The organism is Cupriavidus sp. SS-3 (genome assembly GCF_035818815.1).
In the GTDB taxonomy this organism is placed as follows: domain Bacteria; phylum Pseudomonadota; class Gammaproteobacteria; order Burkholderiales; family Burkholderiaceae; genus Cupriavidus; species Cupriavidus taiwanensis_C.
The window spans coordinates 25,924-46,463 of the sequence record NZ_JAYLVT010000004.1; the positions used below are offsets into that span (position 1 = coordinate 25,924).

At 68.1% G+C, this 20,540-nt stretch carries 16 protein-coding genes and 3 tRNA genes; 9 read left to right on the top strand and 10 right to left on the bottom strand.

Translation table 11 applies throughout. The features are described from left to right. Positions 1 to 27: 27 nt before the first annotated feature. On the bottom strand, positions 28 to 1,455 hold the full coding sequence (locus tag U9J39_RS07930) for a homospermidine synthase (RefSeq protein ID WP_326346878.1): 1,428 nt from the start codon (positions 1,453 to 1,455) through the stop codon (positions 28 to 30). A gap of 251 nt (positions 1,456 to 1,706) precedes the next feature. Here U9J39_RS07930 and U9J39_RS07935 point away from each other — a divergent pair, with 251 nt between their 5' ends. After that, positions 1,707 to 2,174: a hypothetical protein gene (locus tag U9J39_RS07935; RefSeq protein ID WP_240987671.1), complete on the top strand. Its 468-nt coding sequence runs from the start codon at positions 1,707 to 1,709 to the stop codon at positions 2,172 to 2,174. Between the two features lie 47 nt (positions 2,175 to 2,221). Here the strand turns inward: U9J39_RS07935 and U9J39_RS07940 are convergent, their stop codons facing one another. Continuing rightward, the gene (locus U9J39_RS07940) at positions 2,222 to 6,379 is read right to left on the bottom strand and encodes a putative Ig domain-containing protein (protein ID WP_442784892.1); all 4,158 of its coding nucleotides are present in this window, start codon (positions 6,377 to 6,379) and stop codon (positions 2,222 to 2,224) included. A 413-nt stretch (positions 6,380 to 6,792) separates the two neighbouring features. Here U9J39_RS07940 and U9J39_RS07945 point away from each other — a divergent pair, with 413 nt between their 5' ends. From U9J39_RS07945 to U9J39_RS07965, 5 genes are all read left to right on the top strand, one after another. Next, a complete protein-coding gene (locus tag U9J39_RS07945; RefSeq protein WP_115709570.1) occupies positions 6,793 to 7,341 on the top strand; it encodes a phage tail protein in 549 nt (182 codons plus the stop codon). 9 nt (positions 7,342 to 7,350) lie between these two features. Then, positions 7,351 to 7,887, top strand: a complete 537-nt coding sequence (locus U9J39_RS07950; RefSeq protein ID WP_115709572.1) for a phage tail protein — start codon at positions 7,351 to 7,353, stop codon at positions 7,885 to 7,887. Positions 7,888 to 7,924: 37 nt separating this feature from the next. Next, positions 7,925 to 8,446: a phage tail protein gene (locus U9J39_RS07955; protein ID WP_326346879.1), complete on the top strand. Its 522-nt coding sequence runs from the start codon at positions 7,925 to 7,927 to the stop codon at positions 8,444 to 8,446. A 7-nt stretch (positions 8,447 to 8,453) separates the two neighbouring features. Continuing rightward, positions 8,454 to 8,966 carry a GNAT family N-acetyltransferase gene (locus U9J39_RS07960; protein ID WP_116312609.1) on the top strand — a complete coding sequence of 171 codons (513 nt, stop codon included), beginning with the start codon at positions 8,454 to 8,456 and terminating at the stop codon, positions 8,964 to 8,966. Between the two features lie 305 nt (positions 8,967 to 9,271). After that, positions 9,272 to 10,501: a hypothetical protein gene (locus tag U9J39_RS07965; protein ID WP_115709578.1), complete on the top strand. Its 1,230-nt coding sequence runs from the start codon at positions 9,272 to 9,274 to the stop codon at positions 10,499 to 10,501. Between the two features lie 24 nt (positions 10,502 to 10,525). Here U9J39_RS07965 and U9J39_RS07970 read toward each other — a convergent pair whose 3' ends face one another. Continuing rightward, positions 10,526 to 11,377 (bottom strand): helix-turn-helix transcriptional regulator, encoded by an 852-nt coding sequence (locus tag U9J39_RS07970; RefSeq protein WP_115709585.1) that lies wholly within the window; start codon positions 11,375 to 11,377, stop codon positions 10,526 to 10,528. A 218-nt stretch (positions 11,378 to 11,595) separates the two neighbouring features. On the opposite strand from U9J39_RS07970, the gene U9J39_RS07975 reads away from it, so the two are divergent. The 3 genes from U9J39_RS07975 to U9J39_RS07985 all read left to right on the top strand — a co-directional run bounded on the left by U9J39_RS07975 (position 11,596) and on the right by U9J39_RS07985 (position 14,187). Then, positions 11,596 to 12,309, top strand: coding sequence for a VTT domain-containing protein (locus U9J39_RS07975; protein WP_240987672.1), 714 nt, complete (start codon positions 11,596 to 11,598; stop codon positions 12,307 to 12,309). Between the two features lie 193 nt (positions 12,310 to 12,502). After that, positions 12,503 to 12,838 carry a helix-turn-helix transcriptional regulator gene (locus tag U9J39_RS07980; protein ID WP_326346880.1) on the top strand — a complete coding sequence of 112 codons (336 nt, stop codon included), beginning with the start codon at positions 12,503 to 12,505 and terminating at the stop codon, positions 12,836 to 12,838. Between the two features lie 2 nt (positions 12,839 to 12,840). Further along, positions 12,841 to 14,187, top strand: coding sequence for a type II toxin-antitoxin system HipA family toxin (locus U9J39_RS07985; RefSeq protein ID WP_326346881.1), 1,347 nt, complete (start codon positions 12,841 to 12,843; stop codon positions 14,185 to 14,187). A 48-nt stretch (positions 14,188 to 14,235) separates the two neighbouring features. Here the strand turns inward: U9J39_RS07985 and U9J39_RS07990 are convergent. From U9J39_RS07990 to U9J39_RS08020, 7 genes are all read right to left on the bottom strand, one after another. Then, positions 14,236 to 14,310, bottom strand: a tRNA-Thr gene (locus U9J39_RS07990). 33 nt (positions 14,311 to 14,343) lie between these two features. Beyond that, a tRNA-Gly gene (locus tag U9J39_RS07995) sits at positions 14,344 to 14,419 on the bottom strand. Between the two features lie 6 nt (positions 14,420 to 14,425). Continuing rightward, a tRNA-Asn gene (locus U9J39_RS08000) sits at positions 14,426 to 14,501 on the bottom strand. Between the two features lie 107 nt (positions 14,502 to 14,608). After that, positions 14,609 to 15,691 (bottom strand): alpha/beta fold hydrolase, encoded by a 1,083-nt coding sequence (locus U9J39_RS08005; protein WP_326346882.1) that lies wholly within the window; start codon positions 15,689 to 15,691, stop codon positions 14,609 to 14,611. A gap of 196 nt (positions 15,692 to 15,887) precedes the next feature. Then, a complete protein-coding gene (locus U9J39_RS08010; RefSeq protein ID WP_326346883.1) occupies positions 15,888 to 16,805 on the bottom strand; it encodes a transcriptional regulator in 918 nt (305 codons plus the stop codon). A 664-nt stretch (positions 16,806 to 17,469) separates the two neighbouring features. After that, positions 17,470 to 18,591: a hypothetical protein gene (locus U9J39_RS08015; RefSeq protein WP_116312624.1), complete on the bottom strand. Its 1,122-nt coding sequence runs from the start codon at positions 18,589 to 18,591 to the stop codon at positions 17,470 to 17,472. Between the two features lie 186 nt (positions 18,592 to 18,777). Then, positions 18,778 to 20,487, bottom strand: a complete 1,710-nt coding sequence (locus U9J39_RS08020) for a hypothetical protein (protein WP_181461169.1) — start codon at positions 20,485 to 20,487, stop codon at positions 18,778 to 18,780. Positions 20,488 to 20,540 lie beyond the last annotated feature (53 nt).

The window sequence follows — 20,540 nt, forward strand, 5'->3', positions numbered from 1 at the left end:
TCGGCTCCGGTTGCGCCTGGCGTGCGCCTACGGCACGCGCACGTTGACGAACTGCCAGGGGTCTTCGTCGCCCGCTTCCGGATACAGCTGCGAGTGCTGCGCCAGCGGCGTCCAGTCGGCATAGACGCCGACCAGCTCGCCCAGGTAGGGACGCGCGATGCGCAGCACGGTTTCGTAATCCAGGTCATCGGGCTCGACCACGCCCGCGCGCGGATGCTCCAGCGCCCAGACCACGCCGCCCAGGATGCCGGCAACCACTTGCAGGCTGGTGGCGGTGTTGTGATCCACCAACTGCCGGGCCTGGTCCGTGGCCAGCCTGGAGCCGTACCAGTAGGCGCCGCGCGCATTGCCCATCAGCAAGACCCCGAGCTCATCCCTGCCGGCGACGATGTCGTCGCGCAGGATGCGCTGGTGGTCCTGCTTGCGCCCGCCGTTGCCCATCAGTTCGTCGATCGACAGCAGCGCGTCGTCGCAAGGATGGTAGGCGTAGTGCACCGTCGGCCGGTAGACGACTTCGCCGTTGTCGCGCAGGGTCAGGTGATCGGCAATCGAGATCGACTCGCCGTGCGTGATCAGAAAGCCGTGGTAAGGGCCACCGAGCGGCGTCCAGCTGCGCACGCGCGTGCCGAATCCCGGGCGCGTCAGGTACACCGCCGCATCCGAGCCGAACCCGTGCCGCCGCGCGTCCGCGGGCCAGTGCCGCTCGTGCGTGCCCCAGCCCAGTTCCGCCGGCTGCAGCCCTTCCTCGATGAAGGCGTCGACCGACCACGTATTGATGAACTCGTTGGCTACCTTGCGCCGGTCGCCCACCTGGGTGTCATGCTCGGCGATGTGGATGGCGCGGATATCGAGCTGGCGGGCCAGTGCCGCCCAGTCCTCGAAACTGGCCGGCCGCTCATGGTCGACGTCGTTGTCCGCAGCGATATTGACCAGCGCCTGCTTGACCAGCGCCGACACCAGGCCGGGGTTGGCGCCCTGCGTCAGGACCGCGGTGGGGCCGTCGCGCTTGTCGAGGCGGAACGCCAGCAGGCCTTCGCGCAGGGCATAGTTGCTGCGGCGTGACAGCGGCGCGTCCGGGTCCGTGGCCGCGCCTGCCCACGGCTCGATCGAGGTATCCAGGTACAGCGCGCCGTGCTCCCAGCAATAGCGCACCAGCGCCTCGCTCGAGACATTGACCGACAGGTTCAGCAGGAAGTCACCGTCGCCGACGAGGTCCTGCAGCACCTGCTTGTGGTTCTCCTCGGTCAGCGCCTTGGTCACCACGCGGATGCCATAACCCTGCGCAACCGAGAGATCGTTGCCAGCCGGACAGATCACGGTGATCTGCGCCGGCGTGATGTCGAGATGGCGCAGCAGCACCGGCAACACGGAACGCGCGATGCTGCCGAAACCAACGATCAGCATGCGGCCGTCCAGTCGGCCGAATTTCTTGAAAGTGGTTGCCGGCGCGTCCATCGCGTGCTCCCGAGATACCGCTGCCGCGGAGATGACTTTTATTTCTCATAAGCAATCCGCATGCCGGTCGCCGGGGTTGCGCCATGCGCAGCGATATGCCGCTGCCTGCTGCCGCGCACACCAACCGATGTGGCCTCAGGTAACTCTTGCCGCCTGACACCGGCAAACCTTGCAACGGTGTGCGCGGCAGCATGCGCGCCGGGCTGGAACGCCCCTTGCGGCTACCGTGCTTCCAACGCAAGGAGACGACGATGAAAGCTCGGACATGGATGATGGCATGGCTTGCCTGCACGGCGCTGGCAAGCGGTGCGGCACTGGCGCAGGGCGCCGGTGGCGCCGGTGGTGGCGGTGGCTCGGGCGGCAGCTCGGGCGGCGGCAGCGCCGGCACGGGCCCGTCAGGAACGACCGGCACGCCGGGCAGCCCGGGCACGCCCGGCACCGGCACCAGCATGACCGACGGCGGCGGCAAGGCCACCAGCGGCGACACGCACGGCAGCTCGCGCTCTTCGGCCGGCAAGCGGCATGGCACCGACGCCGGCGCGGGCCGCGCGGCGGGGGCATCGGGCGTGGCCGCGCCCTCCGGCTCGACCGGTTCGCCGTCCGTGACCGGCTCGGGAACCACGCGTAGCGGCGGACTGGACGCGCCCAGCACGGGCAGCGGCGGTACCGGCACCACCGGACCGTCGGGCGGCGCGCCTGGAACCGGCATGGGGCGCTGAGCGCGCTACCTGAGCGCGGACAGCAGCACGGGCGCGTGGCCTACCGTCTAGAACGGCGCCGCGAACGTCAGCCGCACGCCCTGCTGCAGCCCGCCCATGCCAACCATCACGTTGTAGTCGAGCCCAAACGTCATCGAGCGCCTGCGCAGCTTGCCGCCCAGTCCCAGTTGCAGGCGGTCGCGCCCGTATGGCGCGTTGCCCACCGTGTAGGCGGGGCCGGTGCCGGCAAGGTCAGCGTATGCCAGCCCGGCCGCGCTCTGGCCGCTGAAATCATGCTGGTACTCCAGCCGCGCGAACGGCAGGAACAGCCCCCATCGCGTCGACGTGGCGTATTCCGTGCGCAGCCCGAGCGTGCCGGACACCGTGGTCACGGTCTGGCCGAAATACTTCAGCGCGCTGAAGCCGGCGCCGGTCTCGGTGAACGGGTCGAGCGTGCTGTCGGAGACCGACAGCCGTCCGTACGGCGAGACCAGCCACGCCTCGCTCCGATACTCGTATCCCGCCGACAGCGAGGCAAAGATCTGGTGCCCGTCGCGCTTGCCGTAGGCGAACGCGCTTTCGTCACCGACCCAGCGGCGCGAGTCGAAGCTGAGCGAGCCATAGCCGGCGACGCCGTCGACAAACAGCGATGGCTGCGGCCGGTAGCTGCCATACAGCGCGGCACTGAAACTGTCCGCGGTACTGCGCGTGCCGGCCGAACCCACCTCGGTGCTGTCGCGGCCATAGCCGAAGCCGATGCCGAGCGTGAGCTGGTCGGAGAAGCGATAGTCGACCCCGGCGGTCACGCCACCCGTGGTGAAGCGAAAGCCCGAGCGCTGCGTCCCCGCGTTGGCGAAGCCGAAGTCGACGGTGCCCGCGGTCCAGAATGCCAGGCGCGCGTCGTCGGTGTCGTCCGCGCCAGCCGCGTCGGCGTCGCTGCCGGGATCAGCGCCGCCGGGAAGGTCCGGGGCGTTGCCGGCGCCAGCGCTGGCCTCGGCGGTCGCGCGCGCGGCACGGGAGTTGGTCGCGGGGTCGGGCCCGCGTCCGCGCTGGCCGGTCGAGGCCGTGCCGCGCAGGCAGGCATCGCGCGCGGCGAAGCCTTCGACCGCCTGGCAGCGTTCCGGATCGGCCTGGGCGCGCGGCATCACCACCGAGATCTGGTTGCCTGACGGCGCCCTGCCCTTGCCGTGCAGCGCCTCCAGGCGCTGGTTGTAGTTGGCGATCTGCGCGGTGGCGAAGCGCCGCGCCGCCTGGATCTGCGCGTTGACCAGCCCGACCACGTCGGGATCGGTGGACGGATCCCGGCGCGCCGCCACGGCCACCTGGATCAGCGCCGGCGACGACGTCGCCACGGCATTGCTGAGCGTATAGGTCACCACCGCGGTGCCGGCGAAAGCAGCCGCCGGCACGAAGTTGACGGTGTAAGCGGTGGCGGCGAGCTGCCTGCCGTCGGCGGCCGGCGTCTTCGGCGCGGCGCTGGCGACGGTGGCGGTGCCGGCCTCGGCAGGCACCACCGACACGATCGCGGCACCGGTAAACGGCCCGCCGCTGGCGCCCTCGGTCACGTCGATGTCGACGGGCCGGCCCGCCAGCGTCGACACCTGCTTCTGCGCCACCGGCACCGGCACCGCATTGACCGTGACGGTCACCGGCACCGGCGCCGAGGTCCCCGCGCTGTTGACCAGCGCATACGTGAACGTGATCGGGCCCGACGCGGTCGGCACCGGCGTATAGACGATGTCCAGTCCGTTCACCACGGCGCTGCCGCTGCTCGGTGGCGTGACGATGCTGACGCCGGAGAAAGGCCCGTTGGCGGCGTTGGCGGCTGCATGGATCGTCACCGACGCATTCGACAGCGTGGTCACCGCCACCGGCGGTGCCGAAGGCATGCCCTGCCCCGTCGCCAACGTATAGACGCGGCTGATGCTGTACGGGGCGCCGGTGCCGGTGCTGCTGTCGGTCACGCGCACCGTGAACGTATGGCTGCCGGCCGCCGACGGCGTACCGCTCAGCACACCGGTGGACGGGTTCAACGACAGCCCGGCGGGCAGCGATCCGGCCGCGACGGCAAAGGTGTACGGCGCGGTGCCGCCGCCGGCGGCAAACGCCTGGCTGTACGAAGCCCCTGCGACAGGCGCAGGCAGCGTCGCGGGCGACAGGCTCAGCGCCGGGGCGCTCACCGTCAGCGTATAGGCGCGGCTGCCGGTATAGGGGCCGGTGCCGGTGCTGCTGTCGGTGGCGCTCACGGTGACATTGTACGTGCCGCCTGCGCTCGGCGTGCCCGACAGCACGCCGCCGGCCGACAGCGACATGCCGGCGGGCAAGGTGCCCGCCGTGATCGCGAACGTGTACGGCGCCGTGCCGCCGCTGGCCGTGAAGACCTGGCTGTAGGCCGCGGCGACGGCGGCCTGCGGCAGCGTGGCCGGCTGGATGGCAATGGTCGGCGCGCCGATCGCGACGCTGTACGCGCGGCTTCCCGAAAAGCCCAGGCTGTCGGTCGCGCGGATCGCGAAGTTGTAGTTGCCCCCGGCCACCGTGGTGCCGGCAATGGCGCCGGTACTGCCATTGAGCGTCAGCCCGGGCGGCAAGGCGCCCGCGACCACGCTGTACGTGTAGGGCGCGGTGCCGCCGCTCGCGCTCACGCTCTGGCTATACACGATGCCCAGCGCGGGATTGGCCAGCGTGGCCGGCGTCAGCGTGACCGTCGGCGCCGCGATGGTCAGCGCATAGGCGCCGGCCACGCTGTAGGGCCCCGTCCCGCCGCTGCTGTCGTTTGCCTGGATCGTGAACGACACGGTCCCCGCCGTGGCCGGCGTACCCGACAACACGCCCGTCGCGGTGTTGAACGCGATCCCTGCCGGCATGGTGCCGCTATTGACCGTGATCGCGTAGGTATAGGGTGCGGTACCGCCGCTCGCGACGAAGGCCTGGCTGAACGGCGTGCCCGCCGCCGCGCCAAGCGGCCCCGGCGCCGGCGACAGGCTCATCGCCGCGCCGCCCACCACCATCGACAGCGTGCCGCTGGTGACGCTGAAAGGCCCCGTCCCCGTGCTGCTGTCCGTGGCCCGCACCGTGAAGTTGAAGGTGCCGCCCGCGATGGGCGTCCCCGCAAGCACACCCGCACTCGACAGCGCCATGCCGGGCGGCAACGCGCCCGAGGCCAATGCATAGGTGTACGGCCCGGTGCCACCGGTGGCCCCCGCCAGCGACTGGCTGTAGGCGCCTCCCACCGAGCCTGGAGGCGGCGATGACGGCGTGTAGATCAGCGTCGGGCTCGCCACGGTGATGGTCACGGTAGCGGGCGCCGAGGTCCCGGACGCATTGGTGGCCGTATAGATGAAACTGTCCGGTCCCGCGTAGGACGCGGTGGGCGTATAGGTGATCGAGGTACCGGTGGCGATCGCCGTGCCGTGGGCGGGCGGCGACACCACGCCGACGCTGGCGGCCGCGCCGCCGGTAAGGTTCAGCGTGATGGGGTTGCCGGCGCTGCCATACGCCACCGTGGCGCTGACGTTGTTGGCCACCGGGGGCGCCGAGACATAGGTGAACCGGTCGGCGGCGCTGATGGCGCTGGTGCCGGCGGCCGTGGTCACGGTCACGTCGACGGTGCCGGCCGTGCCAAGGGGCGCCGTGGCGCTCAGCGAGGTGGCGCTGTTGACCACGAACGATGCGGCCGCGGCGCCGAACCTGACCGCGGTCACGCCGACAAAGTTGGTGCCGGTAACGGTCACGGCGGTGCCGCCGCTGGCCGGGCCGGACGAAGGCGTAACCGCGGTCACGGTCGGCGGGCCGGCCACGACATTGAAGTGCACCGTGCCGGCGGGCGACCAGGTCGCGCCGTTGTCGCTGGTATAGAAGACTGCGGTGTCGGTGCCGACGAAACCGGCGGGCGGCGTGTAGACAAAGCCGTTTTCGTTCTGGCCGTTCGGCAGGTTGCCGTTGTAGACGTACAGCGTGCCGCCCTGCACAGTGGGCGTGGCCTGCGTCGATGCGCCGAAGTTGCCGTTGCCGAACGCGTCGTAGGCAATGCCGAACTGGTTCGGATCGCAGGCGGAGTAGTCCGCCACGGTGAAGGCATAGACCCTTTGCTGGTTGGACGTGGCGGCGATGTTCAGCGTGCACGAGACCGCAAAGGCCGGCGCGGGAGACCCCAGCAGCAAACCCAGCCACAGCGCCACCAGTAGCGACCACAGCCGGCAACGCCAGCCCTGCCAACTGCGATGCACACGTGCGACGGCCCCCGCCGTCCGCCCGGCACGCTCAGCGCCGGCGCAACCCCTGGCTTGTCTTGACACCCGATTTCTCCCGACACCCGCGGCTTGCGGCGGGTTGCCATTGCCGTCGTCGAGCGCGGCGCGCCGAGGCTTGGCCGGGCGCGGCTCGGGACGGCGTTGTTATTTTTGTTGACTTTCCGCTGGCATCGCCAACACTTCGGTCTGTCCGTGAATCGCGCGGGATGGGCTGCGGAACGGGCCGCAGTAGTGATGCGGCCCGGTGCAGAAAATACGTCAAATCGATCAATACGTAATTGATCAAATTTGATATCAGATATCAAATTTAATTAAATCGATGTTGGCGCGACGCCGTTGGCAGGCAGGCGCCGCGTCTTTTGGGTGTTGTTCAACCGGGGAGGCAGATCTTGGACCAGTATCTGGGGGAAATCCGGCTGTGCGCGTTCGCGTTTGCGCCGAAGGGCTGGGCGCTGTGCGACGGCGCCTTGTTGTCCATCGCGCAGAACCAGGCGCTGTTCAGCCTGCTCGGCACGCAATACGGCGGCAACGGCACCACCAATTTCGCCTTGCCCGACCTGCGCGGCCGCACGCCGCTGCACCGCGATCCCGACGGCATCGCACAGGGCCGGATGGCCGGGGTCGAGGCGGTCACGCTGACCACCGCGCAGGTGCCAGCCCATACCCATCCGTTCAACGTCTCTTCCAGCCCGGCGACGGCGCTGAACGTCGGCGTGTCGCAAGACCGCGTGCTGGCGGCCAGCAACCTGTACAACCCCAACGATCCGTCGATCTCCGGCCCCGGTGAGCTGCTGTACGGCACGCCCGACTCGCTCACGCCATGGCTGGACGAAGCCTGCGGCAGCACCGGCGGCGGGCAACCGCACGACAACATGCAGCCGTCGCTGGTGCTGAACTACATCATTTCGCTGGCCGGCATCTACCCGAGCCGGGGTTGAGGAGACATCATGGCGCAACCTTTCGTGGGTGAGATCCGCATGTTTGCCGGCAACTTTGCACCGGCGGGATGGCAATTCTGCGCTGGCCAGACGCTCAGCATTGCCCAGTACGAGATGCTGTTCTCGCTGCTGGGCACTATCTACGGCGGCGACGGCACCACCACCTTCAGGCTGCCGGATCTGCGCGGCAACCTGCCGCTGGGCCAGGGCGCGGGTCCGGGACTGAGCGAACGCACCATCGGCCAGGCCTTCGGCAGCCCGAACATAACGCTGCTGCCGGGCCAGATCCCCGGGCACACCCATCCGATCCAGGCGACCAACACCATGGCCTCGACGGTGACGCCGGGACCGGGCGTACTGCCCGGCACCACGCCGTCGCCCAACGCGTTCTACGACGCCGGCACCGCCAACCCGCCCGGCAAGAACGCCTTTGCAGCCGGCACGCTCGGCATGAGCGGCGGCACGCAGCCGCACAGCAACCAGATGCCGACGCTGTCGCTGAACTACATCATCGCCACGGATGGCATCTATCCGTCGCAAAGCTGAGCACCGGGCGCAAGCCAACCTGGACCACGGAGGCCATATGTCAGACCAGTACCTGGGAGAAATCCGCATCTTCGGCTGCGCCTACCCGCCGGCCGGCTGGGCCGCGTGCGACGGCCAGCTGCTGGCGATCCAGCAGAACACGGCGCTGTTCTCGCTGCTCGGCACCCAGTACGGCGGCAACGGCACCACCAACTTCGCCCTGCCCGACCTGCGCGGCCGCGCGGTGACCGGGCCGCTCGACAACCAGCCGGGCAATCCGCAGGGCGCGGCCACGGTCACGCTCACCGCGGCGGAAATGCCCGCGCACAACCACGCGGTTTACGGCGATACCGCGCGCGCGGTGTCCACCGAGGCCAGCGCCAGGCTGCCCGCCCGCTTCATGCTGCCCAACAACCAGGGCTGCATCCCCGTCAACGCCTCGCCGGCACCGGTCATGACCACGTTGTCGCCGCAGGCCGTGGGCACGGCCGGCGCCAGCCAGCCGCACGAAAACATGCAGCCCTGCACCGCGCTGATGTACTGCATCGCGCTGACCGGCGCCTATCCGCCGCGTCCGTAGGCCGCCGATGAACGCCATCGCCGTGCCCGGCATCGCGCTGCGGCCGGTCACCGCGACCGACGACGCCTTCCTGGCACGCCTGTACGCCAGCACCCGGGATGCGGAAATGCACCGCACCGGGTGGAGCGAGACGCAGCGCGCTGGCTTCCTTGCCATGCAGTTCAGCGCCCAGCAGCGCGCCTACCGGGCCTACCCGGATGCCGAGTTCCTGCTGATGCTGCGTCACGGCGAGACCATCGGGCGCCTCTATCTGCAGCACAACGCCCGCGCGTTGCGCGTGATCGACCTGTCCTTGCTGCCCGAACACCAGAACCAGGGCATCGGCGGCAGCGTGCTGGCGGCGGTGCAGGCGCTGGCCGGCAGCGTGGGCAAGACCGTCGACCTGCATGTGGAACGGCACAACCGCGCGCAGGCGCTGTACCGGCGGCTCGGTTTCCGGACGGTGCAGGACAACGGCATCTATCGACGGATGGTCTGGGACGGTCCACGCTCCGTTGCCGAAGGGCCCGCGCAGGCCTGAGTCAAACGCCGCTTACTGCCAGCGACCCTCATCCCGCCCTGCCTGCCCGCCCTGCCCGCTCGCCCTAATCCCGATGAGTAATGGCGAGCGGCATGGCGCGATCCTATATTGCCCCAGCAGCATCCATGTCCGGCGCAACGCGCAACGCACAGCGACATCGCTGCACGGAGCGCGGGCCACAGCAACTACTCAGCCGCCAGCCGCGCTTCCGTTCCGCATCCCGATCAATAAGGCGGCACATTGTTGCGGGGGTGAATGCCGTTCCCGTTGCTTGATGACCGATTCGAGATCCGAGGGGTAACACCATGAACGCTCCAACCGTCAGTGCATTCGATTTCTCATCGCCCGGCGCCGTGCAGTTCAATGCCGGCGCCCCAGCCATCATCCTGGAGGCAAGCACCGTGCACGTGCTGGCCTGGATCTACGTGGACAGCGCGGGACTGCCCGCCGACCAGAAAGTATTTTCGCTCAGCCAATCGCTGATCCTGGGCGTCGGCACCGGCGATGGCGACGTGCCGATGCTCTATCCGGAGGTATGGGACAACGCCGGCAACCGCTACACCTTCCAGGCCGGGCAGATCCCGACCGACCAGTGGAGCCTGGTGGAAATGATCTGGACCCAGGGCCAGAGCCTGGTGGGACTGGTCAACGGGGTGCAGGTGCAATCGGTGCCGGTGTCCGGCAATCCGCTGCAGCCACCGGTGGCCGACGGCACCAGCTATGTGGGCGCGTTCTGGGACAGCTACTCGTATCCGTTCTGCGGCATGGTGCAGTCGGTGCTGCTGACCAACGGCGCCGACCAGACCGCCACCCAGGGCTTTGCGCTGCAGCCGTCGGGCGCTATCAGCAACTGGGGACCGAGCGGCCCGGTGTTCATCGGCGGCGCCAGCACCGTGACGCTCGACACGCCGCCGGCGACGCCCTACGGCGCGCCGGACCAGCCGCCCGCGCCAACCTACGTCGGCGAGCAAATGCCGGGCACCGTCACTGCCAGCACGCCGTTCGCCATGCTGGTACCGGGCACCGACAGCAGCACCTACACCATCCTCGGCATCAGCCAGGTGTGGCAGCAGCTGGTGGAGCTGACCGGACAGCCCGGCCTGGACACCGGCTACGAGGTCGACGTGACCACCGGCGTCAGCATCACCGACAGCGAAACCCAAACCCTTGGCGTCAGCCTGGGGCTGGAGTCGGGTTTCGATATCGGCGTGTTCAGCGCCAAGATCAACCTGACGCTGTCCTATTCGGTGTCGTTCACCGAGGAATTGTCGATCACCGAAGCCACCACCATCGCCAAGCGGTTCGACATCGACAAGCCCGACGTGACCACGACCGGAGTCTGGTGGCAAGCCGTGCCGACCCTCACCACGTTCCAGGTGGTCAACAACATGAACACGGTCGGCGCCAGCGTGCAGGACCCGCTGCCTGAGATCACCGCCACGGTCTATCCGCCGCAAAGCCAGCGCACGCTGAAGACCGGGACCAGCCCGCTGGCCGGCAAGGCGAGCGCGGCGCGGCCGTCGCTCAGGTTGTAGCGTTCCGGCCAGCCAGCGCCACGCTCAGGCGGCCGTCCCTTGCGCGGGGGCGGCCGCCTGCAAGGTCCACAGCGGCGGCCATTGCGAAAACGGCGGGACGGTGTGGGCGATCGCCACTACGCCGTGCCGCCCGCCCGCGCCGACCTTGTCGTAGATCACGCGCGCATGCACCTTCACGGTGTCGACGCTGACGCCGAGGATGGTCGCGATGTCCTCGTTCGACTTGCCTTGCGCCAGCCATCCGCACACCTCGAGCTGGCGCGGCGTCAGGGTCGGAAATGCCAGCCGCAGGCGTTCGGCCGGCCCCAGCCTGGCGACGGTGCGCTGCTGCGCCTGGCGATAGCAGCGCAGCAAATGCGGGCGCAGCGCCTGCAGGCGGTCGCGGTCGCCGTCGCTGAACGGCGGGCTGCCGCTGACGCGAAGGCTCACCACGGTGACCACATAGCCCTCGTGCTCGAACACGATCGCCAGCAGCCGCCGCGCATTCGACGGCAGCAAGGCTTCCCGCGCCATCGGCAGCGCCATGAATTCGTCATCGCTGAAGAAATCCGATTCGCGCAAGGCGCGTTCGCCATAGAACGCGGGGTCGTACTGCCAGAACGGATGGGTGTGGCGGTGCCTGGCGAAGGCCTGCATGCCGCGCGCCCGCGCGCCGGGGTCGTCGTCCATCGAGACCAGCGCGCGGAACTCCTGGCTGCGATGGTGGAATTCGGCATAGGCGACGACGTCGCCGTCGGTAAGCCTGGCCACGCTGGGGAACAGCACTTCCGGCAGCGCGCGCAGGTCGGATTCGTGCTCGTACAGGGAGATCACTTCATCCCGGAATGCCTGCAGCTTCTTGTCCTCTGACGTCAGGGCGGTCGGTGAGGGGCGCATGCTTGCCTTTCGCCTGCGGCGGCACAAGGGTAACGACAAGAAGGGTAACGACAAGAATGATGAAAATGCCAGACCGTCGGATTGTAGCGTGCCGCACGCGGAGGCGACATGCGGCGGCGCCACGCGAGTGCGCCGCAACCCGCCCGGCCTGTCGCGGCCACCCGGCGACTGCTCCGGTGCCGAAACTTTGCCCCCGGCCCCGCGTTCTAAATTTTCATATGCTGAGCAAATTGTCTGCCACATTGTCTGGGAAGCGGCACACCCTCCGGCACGCGCTCTGGTTCTGGCTGGCAGTCGGCACCTTGGCCGTGCTGGTGGTCGCGGTCGCGATGTCGCCCGCGTTCAAGGAACTGGTCGAACAGGCGGTTGGCTGGGCGCGCGAGATCATGGCACAGCACCCCGTCGCGGGGGCGCTGGTGTTCTTCGTGTTCTCGGCCGTTTCGGCGATGCTGGCCTTTGCCTCGAGCGTAGTGCTGGTGCCGGTGGCGAGCGAAGTATGGGGCAAGCCGCTGACGGTGCTGCTGCTGTGGGGCGGCTGGCTGGTGGGCGCGTGCGCGGCCTTCGGCATCGGCCGCCTGGCCGGTCCGCTGCTCGCCCGTATCGGCTACGCGGACAAGCTGGAGAAATACCGGGGCTATGTGTCGAAGCGGATGAAGTTCTGGGCGGTGCTGCTGTTCTGCATCGCGGTGCCTTCTGAGATCCCCGGCTACCTGTTCGGCACCATGCGCTACCCCTTCCTGAATTTCCTCGCGGCCATGGCCCTCGCCGAAGCCGGCTATGCGTTCGGCATCGTGGTCGCGGGCGAAAGCCTTGCCATCGACCAGCCCCTGCACTTCCTTGTCGCCGTCGGTGTCCTCGCAGTGGTGGCGGTCGCGGCCGGCCTGGCGCTGCGAGCGCGCAGGCAACGCTCACGCCGCCTGCCCCAGCGCTGACATGACTGGTATGCGGGGCGTTTGCGCCACCGCGGCCGCTTGGCTGCGCCCGGACCTCTCACAGGTTTTGCCCGGTAATCCACTAATACAGGTAATAGCCTGTTTTCAAAAATAACAGGTCAAAGCTTGTAAATACAGGAAACAGGCAATATCCTGTATCTGTCCGGCCGCCGGCCGGCTCCGGGACCGCGCCATGCCCTACGCCATCAAGACCGTCCACCAGTTGCGTCCGATTCTTCAGGGCTTCCGCAAGTCGCGCGGCATGACCCAGGCCGTGATGGCAGAGCACCTCGGGGTCACGCAGCAGACCTATGCCGAACTGGAAGCCAACCCCGCCGCCGTCAGCGTCGAACGCCTGCTGCGGGTGCTGCGCGTGCTCGGCGTCGAACTCGTGCTGTCGCAGGCGGACGCCGGCGCCACCGCGCAGCCCGCACCAGTCCGAGCCCAGGCCAAGCCCAGGGCGCCGGCAAACAAGACCGAGCAGCCGCCCCGCCCCGCGACTGGCCGGCGCGCGCGCGAGGACTGGTGACCATGGCGCGCGCGCGGCAAGGCAACCGCCTCGACCTGTGGATGAACGGCATCCCGGTCGGCCATTGGGAAACCGGGACCGGTGGTGACCGGCTGGCCTATCGCGAAGACTGGATCGCCGACCCGCAAGGACGCCCGCTGTCGCTGTCGCTGCCGTTCACACCTGGCAACCAGCCGCACCGCGGCCCCGCGGTGGCCAACTATTTCGACAACCTGCTGCCCGACAGCGATGTCATCCGGCGCCGCATCGCGGCGCGCTACCGGGCCGGCGGCACCGACGCCTTCGCGCTGCTGGACAAGGTGGGGCGCGACTGCGTCGGCGCCATCCAGATGCTGCCGCCCGGCGAAGCGCCCGAGGCACTGCAGACGGTCAGCGGCCGCGCGCTCACGGAAGACGAGATCGCGACGCTACTGCACGAAACCACGTCGGCGCCCGTGCTCGGCCATCGCGAGCCCATCGACGACCTGCGGCTGTCGATCGCCGGCGCGCAGGAGAAGACCGCGCTGCTGCGCTGGCGCGGACAATGGCAGCTGCCCCAGGGCAGCACGCCGACCACGCACATCTTCAAGCTGCCGCTCGGACTGGTGGGCAATATGCGCGCCGACATGCGCACCTCGGTCGAAAACGAATGGCTGTGCGCGCAGATCGTGGCTGCTTATGGCCTGCCGGTGGCGCAGTGCGAGATCGCCCGCTTTGCCGGCACCAAGGCGCTGGTGGTCGAACGCTTCGACCGCAGGCCGTCGAGTCGCGGCACCTGGCTGCTGCGCCTGCCGCAGGAAGACATGTGCCAGGCCACCGGGACCTCGGCCTTGCAGAAATACGAGTCCGACGGCGGACCCGGCATCCGGCAGATTGCCGAGATCCTGTCCGGCTCGCGCGCTGCGGCCGCCGACCGCCGGCATTTCTTCATGGCGCAGGTGGTGTTCTGGCTGCTGGCCGCAACCGACGGCCATGCCAAGAACTTCAGCATCAGCCACCTGCCGGGCAGCCAGTATGAGGCGACGCCGCTGTACGACGTGCTGTCGGCGCACCCGGTGATCGGCCGCGGCCGCAACCAGCTGGCGCCGCAGAAGGCGCGGCTGGCGATGGCGCTGCATGGCCGGAATACCCACTACGCCATCCATGAGATCCGCGCGCGCCACTGGTTTGCACAGGGACAGCGCATCGGCTTTTCTCCGGCCGAGGTGGAGGCCATCCTGGACCACGTGACCGGGCAGACCGCGCAGGTCATCGACACAGTGGCCTCCGCATTGCCGGCGGACTTTCCGCTGGATGTGGCCGACGCGATCTTCGACGGCATGCGCCGGCACAACCGCAAGCTGTCGGCGCGGGCCGAGACGGACCTGTGAGCGCGGGCGGACGCCAGCGCAGGCATCGGGAACGAAACCGGAAGGAAGTGGTGCCCATGGGCAGGATCGAACTGCCGACCTCTCCCTTACCAAGGGAGTGCTCTACCACTGAGCCACATGGGCGGGTATTCCGGCGTGGGACCACGCGGAATCATCTGGAGCGGGAGACGAGTCTCGAACTCGCGACCTCAACCTTGGCAAGGTTGCGCTCTACCAACTGAGCTACTCCCGCGTACTTTGGCTCCCCGACCTGGGCTCGAACCAGGGACCTGCGGATTAACAGTCCGTCGCTCTACCGACTGAGCTATCGGGGAACATATCGCGTTTTCGGCGAAGCGCGAATTCTACAACATCATCGCGCCGAATTGAAAGCCCCGTTTTGAAAGCTTTTGCACCGTTGCGTTTGGACTCGCGCCAGCGGTCACGCCGCGCCGCGCAAGCCACGCCCTGGCGCCTGCCGGTCGACGTGGATCACCGCCTGCGCGAACGCCGTGGGCGCTTCCTGCGGCGGATTGTGGCCCACCCCGCCGTTCAGGGTCCGGTGCTCGTACCAGCCGGTGAACTTGCCGGCATAGGCGCTCGGCTTCGGATGCGGCGCGCCGTTGGCATCGCCCTCGATGGTGATGGTGGGTACGCCGATGGCAGGCGCCGTGGCCAGCCGCTGCTCGATCGCGTCGAACCGGGCCTCGCCGGCGGCCAGGCCCTGGCGCCAGCGGTAATTGTGGATGGTGATGGCGACGTGGTCGGGGTTGTCGAGCGCCGCGGCGCTGCGCGCGAAGGTGGCGTCATCGAAGTCCCACTTCGGCGACGCCAGTTTCCAGATCAGTTTGGCGAACTGGTGGGTGTATTGCCGGTAGCCAGCCTGTCCGCGATCGGTGGCGAAATAGAACTGGTACCACCACTGCAACTCGGCTTCCGGTGCCAGCGGCTGCCGGCCGGCGGCCTGGCTGCCGATCAGGTAGCCGCTGACCGACACCAGTGCCCGCACCCGCTGCGGCCACAGCGCGGCCATGATGTCGGCGGTACGCGCGCCCCAGTCGAAGCCCGCCACCACGGCGTTCTGGATCTTGAGCGCATCCATCAGCGCGATCATGTCGGTGGCGATCGCAGAAGGCTGGCCGTTGCGCAGGGTGTCGGCCGACAGGAAGGTGGTCGAGCCATAGCCGCGCAGGTAAGGCACGATCACCCGATAGCCGCGCGCCGCCAGCAGCGGTGCCACGTCCGCGAAACTGTGGATGTCATAGGGCCAGCCGTGCAGCAGCAGGGCCACCGGCCCGTCGGCCGGGCCGGCCTCGGCGTAGCCGACGTTGAGCACGCCGGCGTCGACCTGCCGGATCGAAGCAAAGCGCGTATGCGTGCCCGGCGTGATGGCGGGCAAGGCGCCGGCCCTCGACACGCCGGCCTGTGCGCGCGCCGCGCGCGGCAGGCCCAGCGAACCGGCCGCCAGCGTCACCGCGGCAGCACCCAGAAAGCCCCGACGGGGCAGGTTGATGGCGTTCGACATGTTGTTCTCCTGTATGCGTGGTGTGAGTCCGGACGCAAGTCTAGGAGGCCGACGCAAGCGGCATGTGTCTGAAACCGGGGCCTTGTGTATCGCCGTGTATCCGGACCGGGAAGGTCCTGTACGGCGATACAAAAAGGCGATGCCCAACGGGCGCTATCCAGCGGCGATACAAAGCGCCGGCCGCTGCCGGGCAGCGCTAGGCGTAGCTCTCGAACTTCCCCGTCGTGGCGGGTTCGCTCCAGCCAAGGCCCGGGCGGATGCGATGCCCCAGATCGTGACCGGCGACCTCGACAGGCAGCACGGCATACCGCTCCGGCTGGCGCTCCGGCCGGGCCGGTGCCTGCTGCGCCTCCAGTTCGAGACAGTGCTTGAAGTCGCTTGCTGCCAGGCGCGCGCCGATGAACTTGCCGAACGCATCGAGCTGGACCTGCGAGGTCATGCCGGCGCTGCCGCCGATGGCCGGACAGATGATCCACGTCGTTTCGCCGCGGGTGAACAGGTGCAGCCGCCTGGCCTGGTCCGCCGGCCGCAGCGCATGCTCTTCGCCCGCGATGCCCTCCAGCGAGAACGCTTCGAGGTATTCGTCGGTATGGCGGTGGCTCAGGCAGATGACCACCTTCGGCCGCCAGCGCTCGCAGGTCCTGGCGATGAAGCGGAAGCGTTCACCCTGCCGGCACAACGTGACATAGCGCTTCTGCGGAATCAGTTCCGGCTGGCCGCGGAACGCCTTGGACCACGTGGTTCTGCCGTCGACATGGGCAGGCAGCGGAAACAGGCTCAGCCTGAATTCTGCGCCGGCCGGCGAGTAGAGATGGCTCCAGTAGTAATGTTCCCAGTCGTTGTCGCCGAGCCGCACCCCAAGCGCCTCGGCCCGCGCGGCGGCCATGATGCGCGCCACGCACTGGTGGCCGAACCACCTGGCCATGTCTTGTCGATGTTGTTGGCGGTACACGGCGTCCCAGGCCGGTGGTGCCAGCTGCGGATTAAGCGGCGCGACGATAGGCTCCGACCACGCCGGGCTTCGGTCGCATATCCAGACCGCAGCCCTTGGATTGCCGCCCTCCATTCCGACGTAGGAGGCAAAATACCGGTCCAGTTCCTGACGCGTGAACATCCGTGAATGCTGCATGTTATCCCTTGCTGCTTAGTGGGACCCCCAATATTTAATGCCGCAACATGCCGCCGCCGCGACGGGCGTACGTACTGCCGTGGTCATAAGCAAATTCTTTTTAGGCTGGGAAATAGACGGACGCGCGATGCCCCTCCCCCGAGCGGCATGCATCCATCGGTTTTTATAATGTCCTGAACTGCCCGCTTGCGTGATGGGAACAGGCGTGTCCCGGCGCGCGGCCGCCGTGGCAGGCGGTCCGGTGGCGGGAATCTCGGGAGCCACTGCTGGCCCCCGACTAGACGCATTACGTCCGTGCGGATTTAAACAGGCCGAAGCATATTCATTATTTTACTTCCCCCAGAAAATACAAAAAATTACAAATGTTTCAAACCTGGCCGAGGTGTTGCGCACCGGATAAACCACCCGCCGCTCACCAAACGCACCATGCCGGTGCCGGCTCGACTGATATTGGACTCTATGGCCCTTTCTCGATTGAGATGATTTTATCCAATGACCCTGGATATAGGAATTTCAATCTTCTAAGGTCTGAAATAAGCGATCTGCTGCGGCGCAATATATTTTGGGTGCGATTTTCCATCCCCTCGACGGAGGGGATAAAAAACAGCTGACGGATTAACGGAACCGGGCGGTGCCGCCCGGGTGCGGGTCAGAACCCGGAAAACCGGATGCCGATCGAGCCGTAACCGTAGTAGCGGTCCAGCTTGCCGGCAGTGGTCGCGTTGTAGAGGAACGGGATGGTGCCGACGAAGTTGTACAGGGAGGCCTGCCCGCGCAGGAACACCTCCACGTTCTTGGCCACCCCGTACGACAGTTCAAGCCCCAGCGTATGGTTGGACTTGATCGGCGCGTTGCCATAGGTCTCGGCGCGGCTGTCGACATTGCTGCGCAGCAGGTACTGGAACTGGTAGCCCAGGCGCGCCGCGAAGCGGTCGTATTTCCAGCGCCAGGATGCGCCCAGGTTCAGGTAGCCGGCGGTGTAGTTGAAATCGTCGTTGAAATCCAGCCCGAACTGGCTGGCGTTGACGGAGAACGAGGCCGACTGCAGCGTGACGTTGCCCACGTTGCAGGGCGCCGCCAGCTGGCCGTTGGCGAGATTGTCCGAGCCGATGGCAACATTGAAATTGCAGTTGCCGCGCTGCAGCCGGGTATTGAGGCTGCCGACCGTGACGCGGCTGATGCCAAGCCCGACAAAGCCGGTGAGCTGGTTGCGCTCGCTCAGCTCGCCGGAGAAGATCACGTCGGCCTGGGCCTGGACATCATTGGCGTTGTTCACGGTGAGGCTGTTGAACGTGGTGTTGCGCACCATCACCGGCGACGAGCGGTTCAGGCTGCCGGCGTGGTCGCCCCACAGCGAGAAACGCAGCATGATGCGATCGCGCGCGCCGGCCTCGGCCAGCGGGTCATAGTGCATCGCCACCATCCAGGTATCGATGTGGTTGCGGTCCTGCCCGTACTCGATGCCGCGGCGCCAGTAGGTGGCCGATCCCGACCAGTGCGGCGAGAACTTGTAGCCCAGCATCAGCTTGCCGCCGCGGTAGTCGCCCGCGTTGTCCGACACCGGGCCCTGGCGCCCGCGCAGGTTGAACACATCGACGCTGCGGTTGACCATGTCGTAGCTGGCCTCCACCCGCACCGAGCTGAACTCGCCGGTGGCTGGCTCGGCTTGCATGAACACATCGTCCGGGGCGGCGCTGGCGGTACCGACGGCACCCAGCCCCAGCATCAGGGCGCAGGCCTGGTCCAGCCGGCGCTTTCGAAGCAGCTGCATAGGAAACTCCGAGGCCACTGGGCGAGCCTCATGCGCGGCGCGTTCCGCGGAAGCGGCCGGCGCAGACACAACATGACCCGGTCATCGTGGGCGCGACGCATGCCACACGCACCGCGCGTCCGGATGACCGGGAGCCTGGCCTTCCCCGTGCGGGCGGAAGGCCTTTGCTGCGGCGCTACGCGCCGGTCACGGGTTGAGCGTGACCGTGGTCTTGAGGCCGTCGCCGACCACCATCTCGGCGTCGGTCTTGACCAGCGCCGTCTTGGCGAAGGCGACGTCGTTGTTGACCAGCATGCCCACGCGCACGTCCCGGCCGGGGCGGCCGGTGGTGGTGGCGAAAGTCACCGGGAAGGTGCTGGTCGCCCTGGGGGTGAGCGCGTCGACCTGCGCCTGGCTGAGCGCGCCGGAAGAGCGCAGCTTGCCGAGGAAGGTGGTGAACGGCAGGTTGAGCGAGCCGCCGTTGGCGCTGGAGAACAGGCTGTCGGCAGCAGCGTTGGTCAGGCTTGCGGCGACCGACAGGTTGCCGCTGACACGGAACGAATACGCGGTGTTGGCCGGCACCACTGCGTCGACCAGTTGCGAGCCGTTGAAGGTCAGCGTCACGTTCTCGATGATGACATCGACCTGGTTGCCGTTGTAGGTGTAGCTCAGCCCGGCGCGCACCTGCGTCGGCCCGCCGTTGAAGGCGTCGCCATTCTGCGCCACGCCGACCTGGATCGCATTAAGCGAGCCGCCGGTGGCGGTGATGGTGTCGGTGATCGGCTGCGTCACACCGTTGATGGTCAGGTTCGACAGCACCAGCGAGTTCTTCAGCCGGACCGCATCGGCCACGCTGTTGATGGCGCCGGCGTCGACCACGCCGCCGAGATTCGCGGCGACCTGCTGGATCTGTGCGGCACTGCCGCTCGATACCGCGTCGCCGAGCTGTGCCAGCCCCGCCGCGTTTGCCGCGTTGGCCAGTGCGCCAGCCGGCACCGCCTGCACCAGCGCCGTGGTCGTGGCCGTCTGGGCGCTCTGCGTGACGATGTTGATCGAACCGCCCTCGATCAGGGCCGACAGCGTTTCGGTGGGGCTGCTGCTGACGTCGATCGCTTCCAGCGCGGTGCTGACGCTATCCACTTCGCTGGCGATCACCGGCGCGGCCAGTGCGGCCACATTGGTGGCCACGGCGCCGATGTTCGACTGCAGGCTGGTGGGCAGCCCCGCTTGCGCGTTCTGCACGGCGCTGGACACCACGCCCGCCACCAGCGCACCGCTGCTCAGGTCCGCCGTGCCCTGCGCGCTCGCCACCGCAGTGGCAACTGCCTTCGACGCCGCCGCGGCCGAATCCGCCGGCGTCAGCGTGCCGCCCGCGCCCAGGCCGGTCAGGGTCTTGGAGACGTGGTCGACCAGTTGCTGCACCACGACCGCCGCGCGCAGCGCCTGCGCATCCTGCATCGGGTCAAGCGTGGCCAGGTCCTTGCCTGCCAGGCCCAGTCCCGTCGCCAGCGGCGCGACCTGGCCTGCGCCCAGCTGCACCGCCAGCGTGGTCAGCGGCGAGACCACCTGGGTCACGCCCTCCCGGTAATCGATCGCCGGGGCCTGCAGCACGCCGGCGAACGGCAGGTTGGTGCCGACATCGGTGCCGCCGGTCAGCTTCAGCGCGCTCTTGGTGCAGCCTGCCGGGAAGGTGAAGTCGCCGGTGGCATTGGTGACCGCGGTCTTGTTCTCGCAATCGAGGAAGGTCACGGTCGAGCCCGACAGGTAGAAGTCCACCGCCTTGCCGCTTACCGTGGCAGAGGGCTGGGACGGCTGGGAAGGCGCTGGCGAATCGTCGCCGCCGCCGCAAGCCACGAGCGTTGCCGCCGCGCCTGCCATGATGCCAAGCATGAAGATGTTCCGGGTTTTAGTTTGCACGCTGCTCTCCTGAGATCAATACATCGCTACGACGAAACATGGTGAGGGCGTCC

Coding starts and splice junctions, on each gene's coding strand:
- U9J39_RS07930 (WP_326346878.1), bottom strand. CDS start 1,455: ATGGACGCGCCGGCAACCACTTTCAAGAAATTCGGCCGACTGGACGGC.
- U9J39_RS07935 (WP_240987671.1), top strand. CDS start 1,707: ATGAAAGCTCGGACATGGATGATGGCATGGCTTGCCTGCACGGCGCTG.
- U9J39_RS07985 (WP_326346881.1), top strand. CDS start 12,841: ATGGCGCGCGCGCGGCAAGGCAACCGCCTCGACCTGTGGATGAACGGC.
- U9J39_RS07975 (WP_240987672.1), top strand. CDS start 11,596: ATGCTGAGCAAATTGTCTGCCACATTGTCTGGGAAGCGGCACACCCTC.
- U9J39_RS07980 (WP_326346880.1), top strand. CDS start 12,503: ATGCCCTACGCCATCAAGACCGTCCACCAGTTGCGTCCGATTCTTCAG.
- U9J39_RS07970 (WP_115709585.1), bottom strand. CDS start 11,377: ATGCGCCCCTCACCGACCGCCCTGACGTCAGAGGACAAGAAGCTGCAG.
- U9J39_RS08005 (WP_326346882.1), bottom strand. CDS start 15,691: ATGTCGAACGCCATCAACCTGCCCCGTCGGGGCTTTCTGGGTGCTGCC.
- U9J39_RS08015 (WP_116312624.1), bottom strand. CDS start 18,591: ATGCAGCTGCTTCGAAAGCGCCGGCTGGACCAGGCCTGCGCCCTGATG.
- U9J39_RS07960 (WP_116312609.1), top strand. CDS start 8,454: ATGAACGCCATCGCCGTGCCCGGCATCGCGCTGCGGCCGGTCACCGCG.
- U9J39_RS07950 (WP_115709572.1), top strand. CDS start 7,351: ATGGCGCAACCTTTCGTGGGTGAGATCCGCATGTTTGCCGGCAACTTT.
- U9J39_RS08010 (WP_326346883.1), bottom strand. CDS start 16,805: ATGTTCACGCGTCAGGAACTGGACCGGTATTTTGCCTCCTACGTCGGA.
- U9J39_RS07955 (WP_326346879.1), top strand. CDS start 7,925: ATGTCAGACCAGTACCTGGGAGAAATCCGCATCTTCGGCTGCGCCTAC.
- U9J39_RS07965 (WP_115709578.1), top strand. CDS start 9,272: ATGAACGCTCCAACCGTCAGTGCATTCGATTTCTCATCGCCCGGCGCC.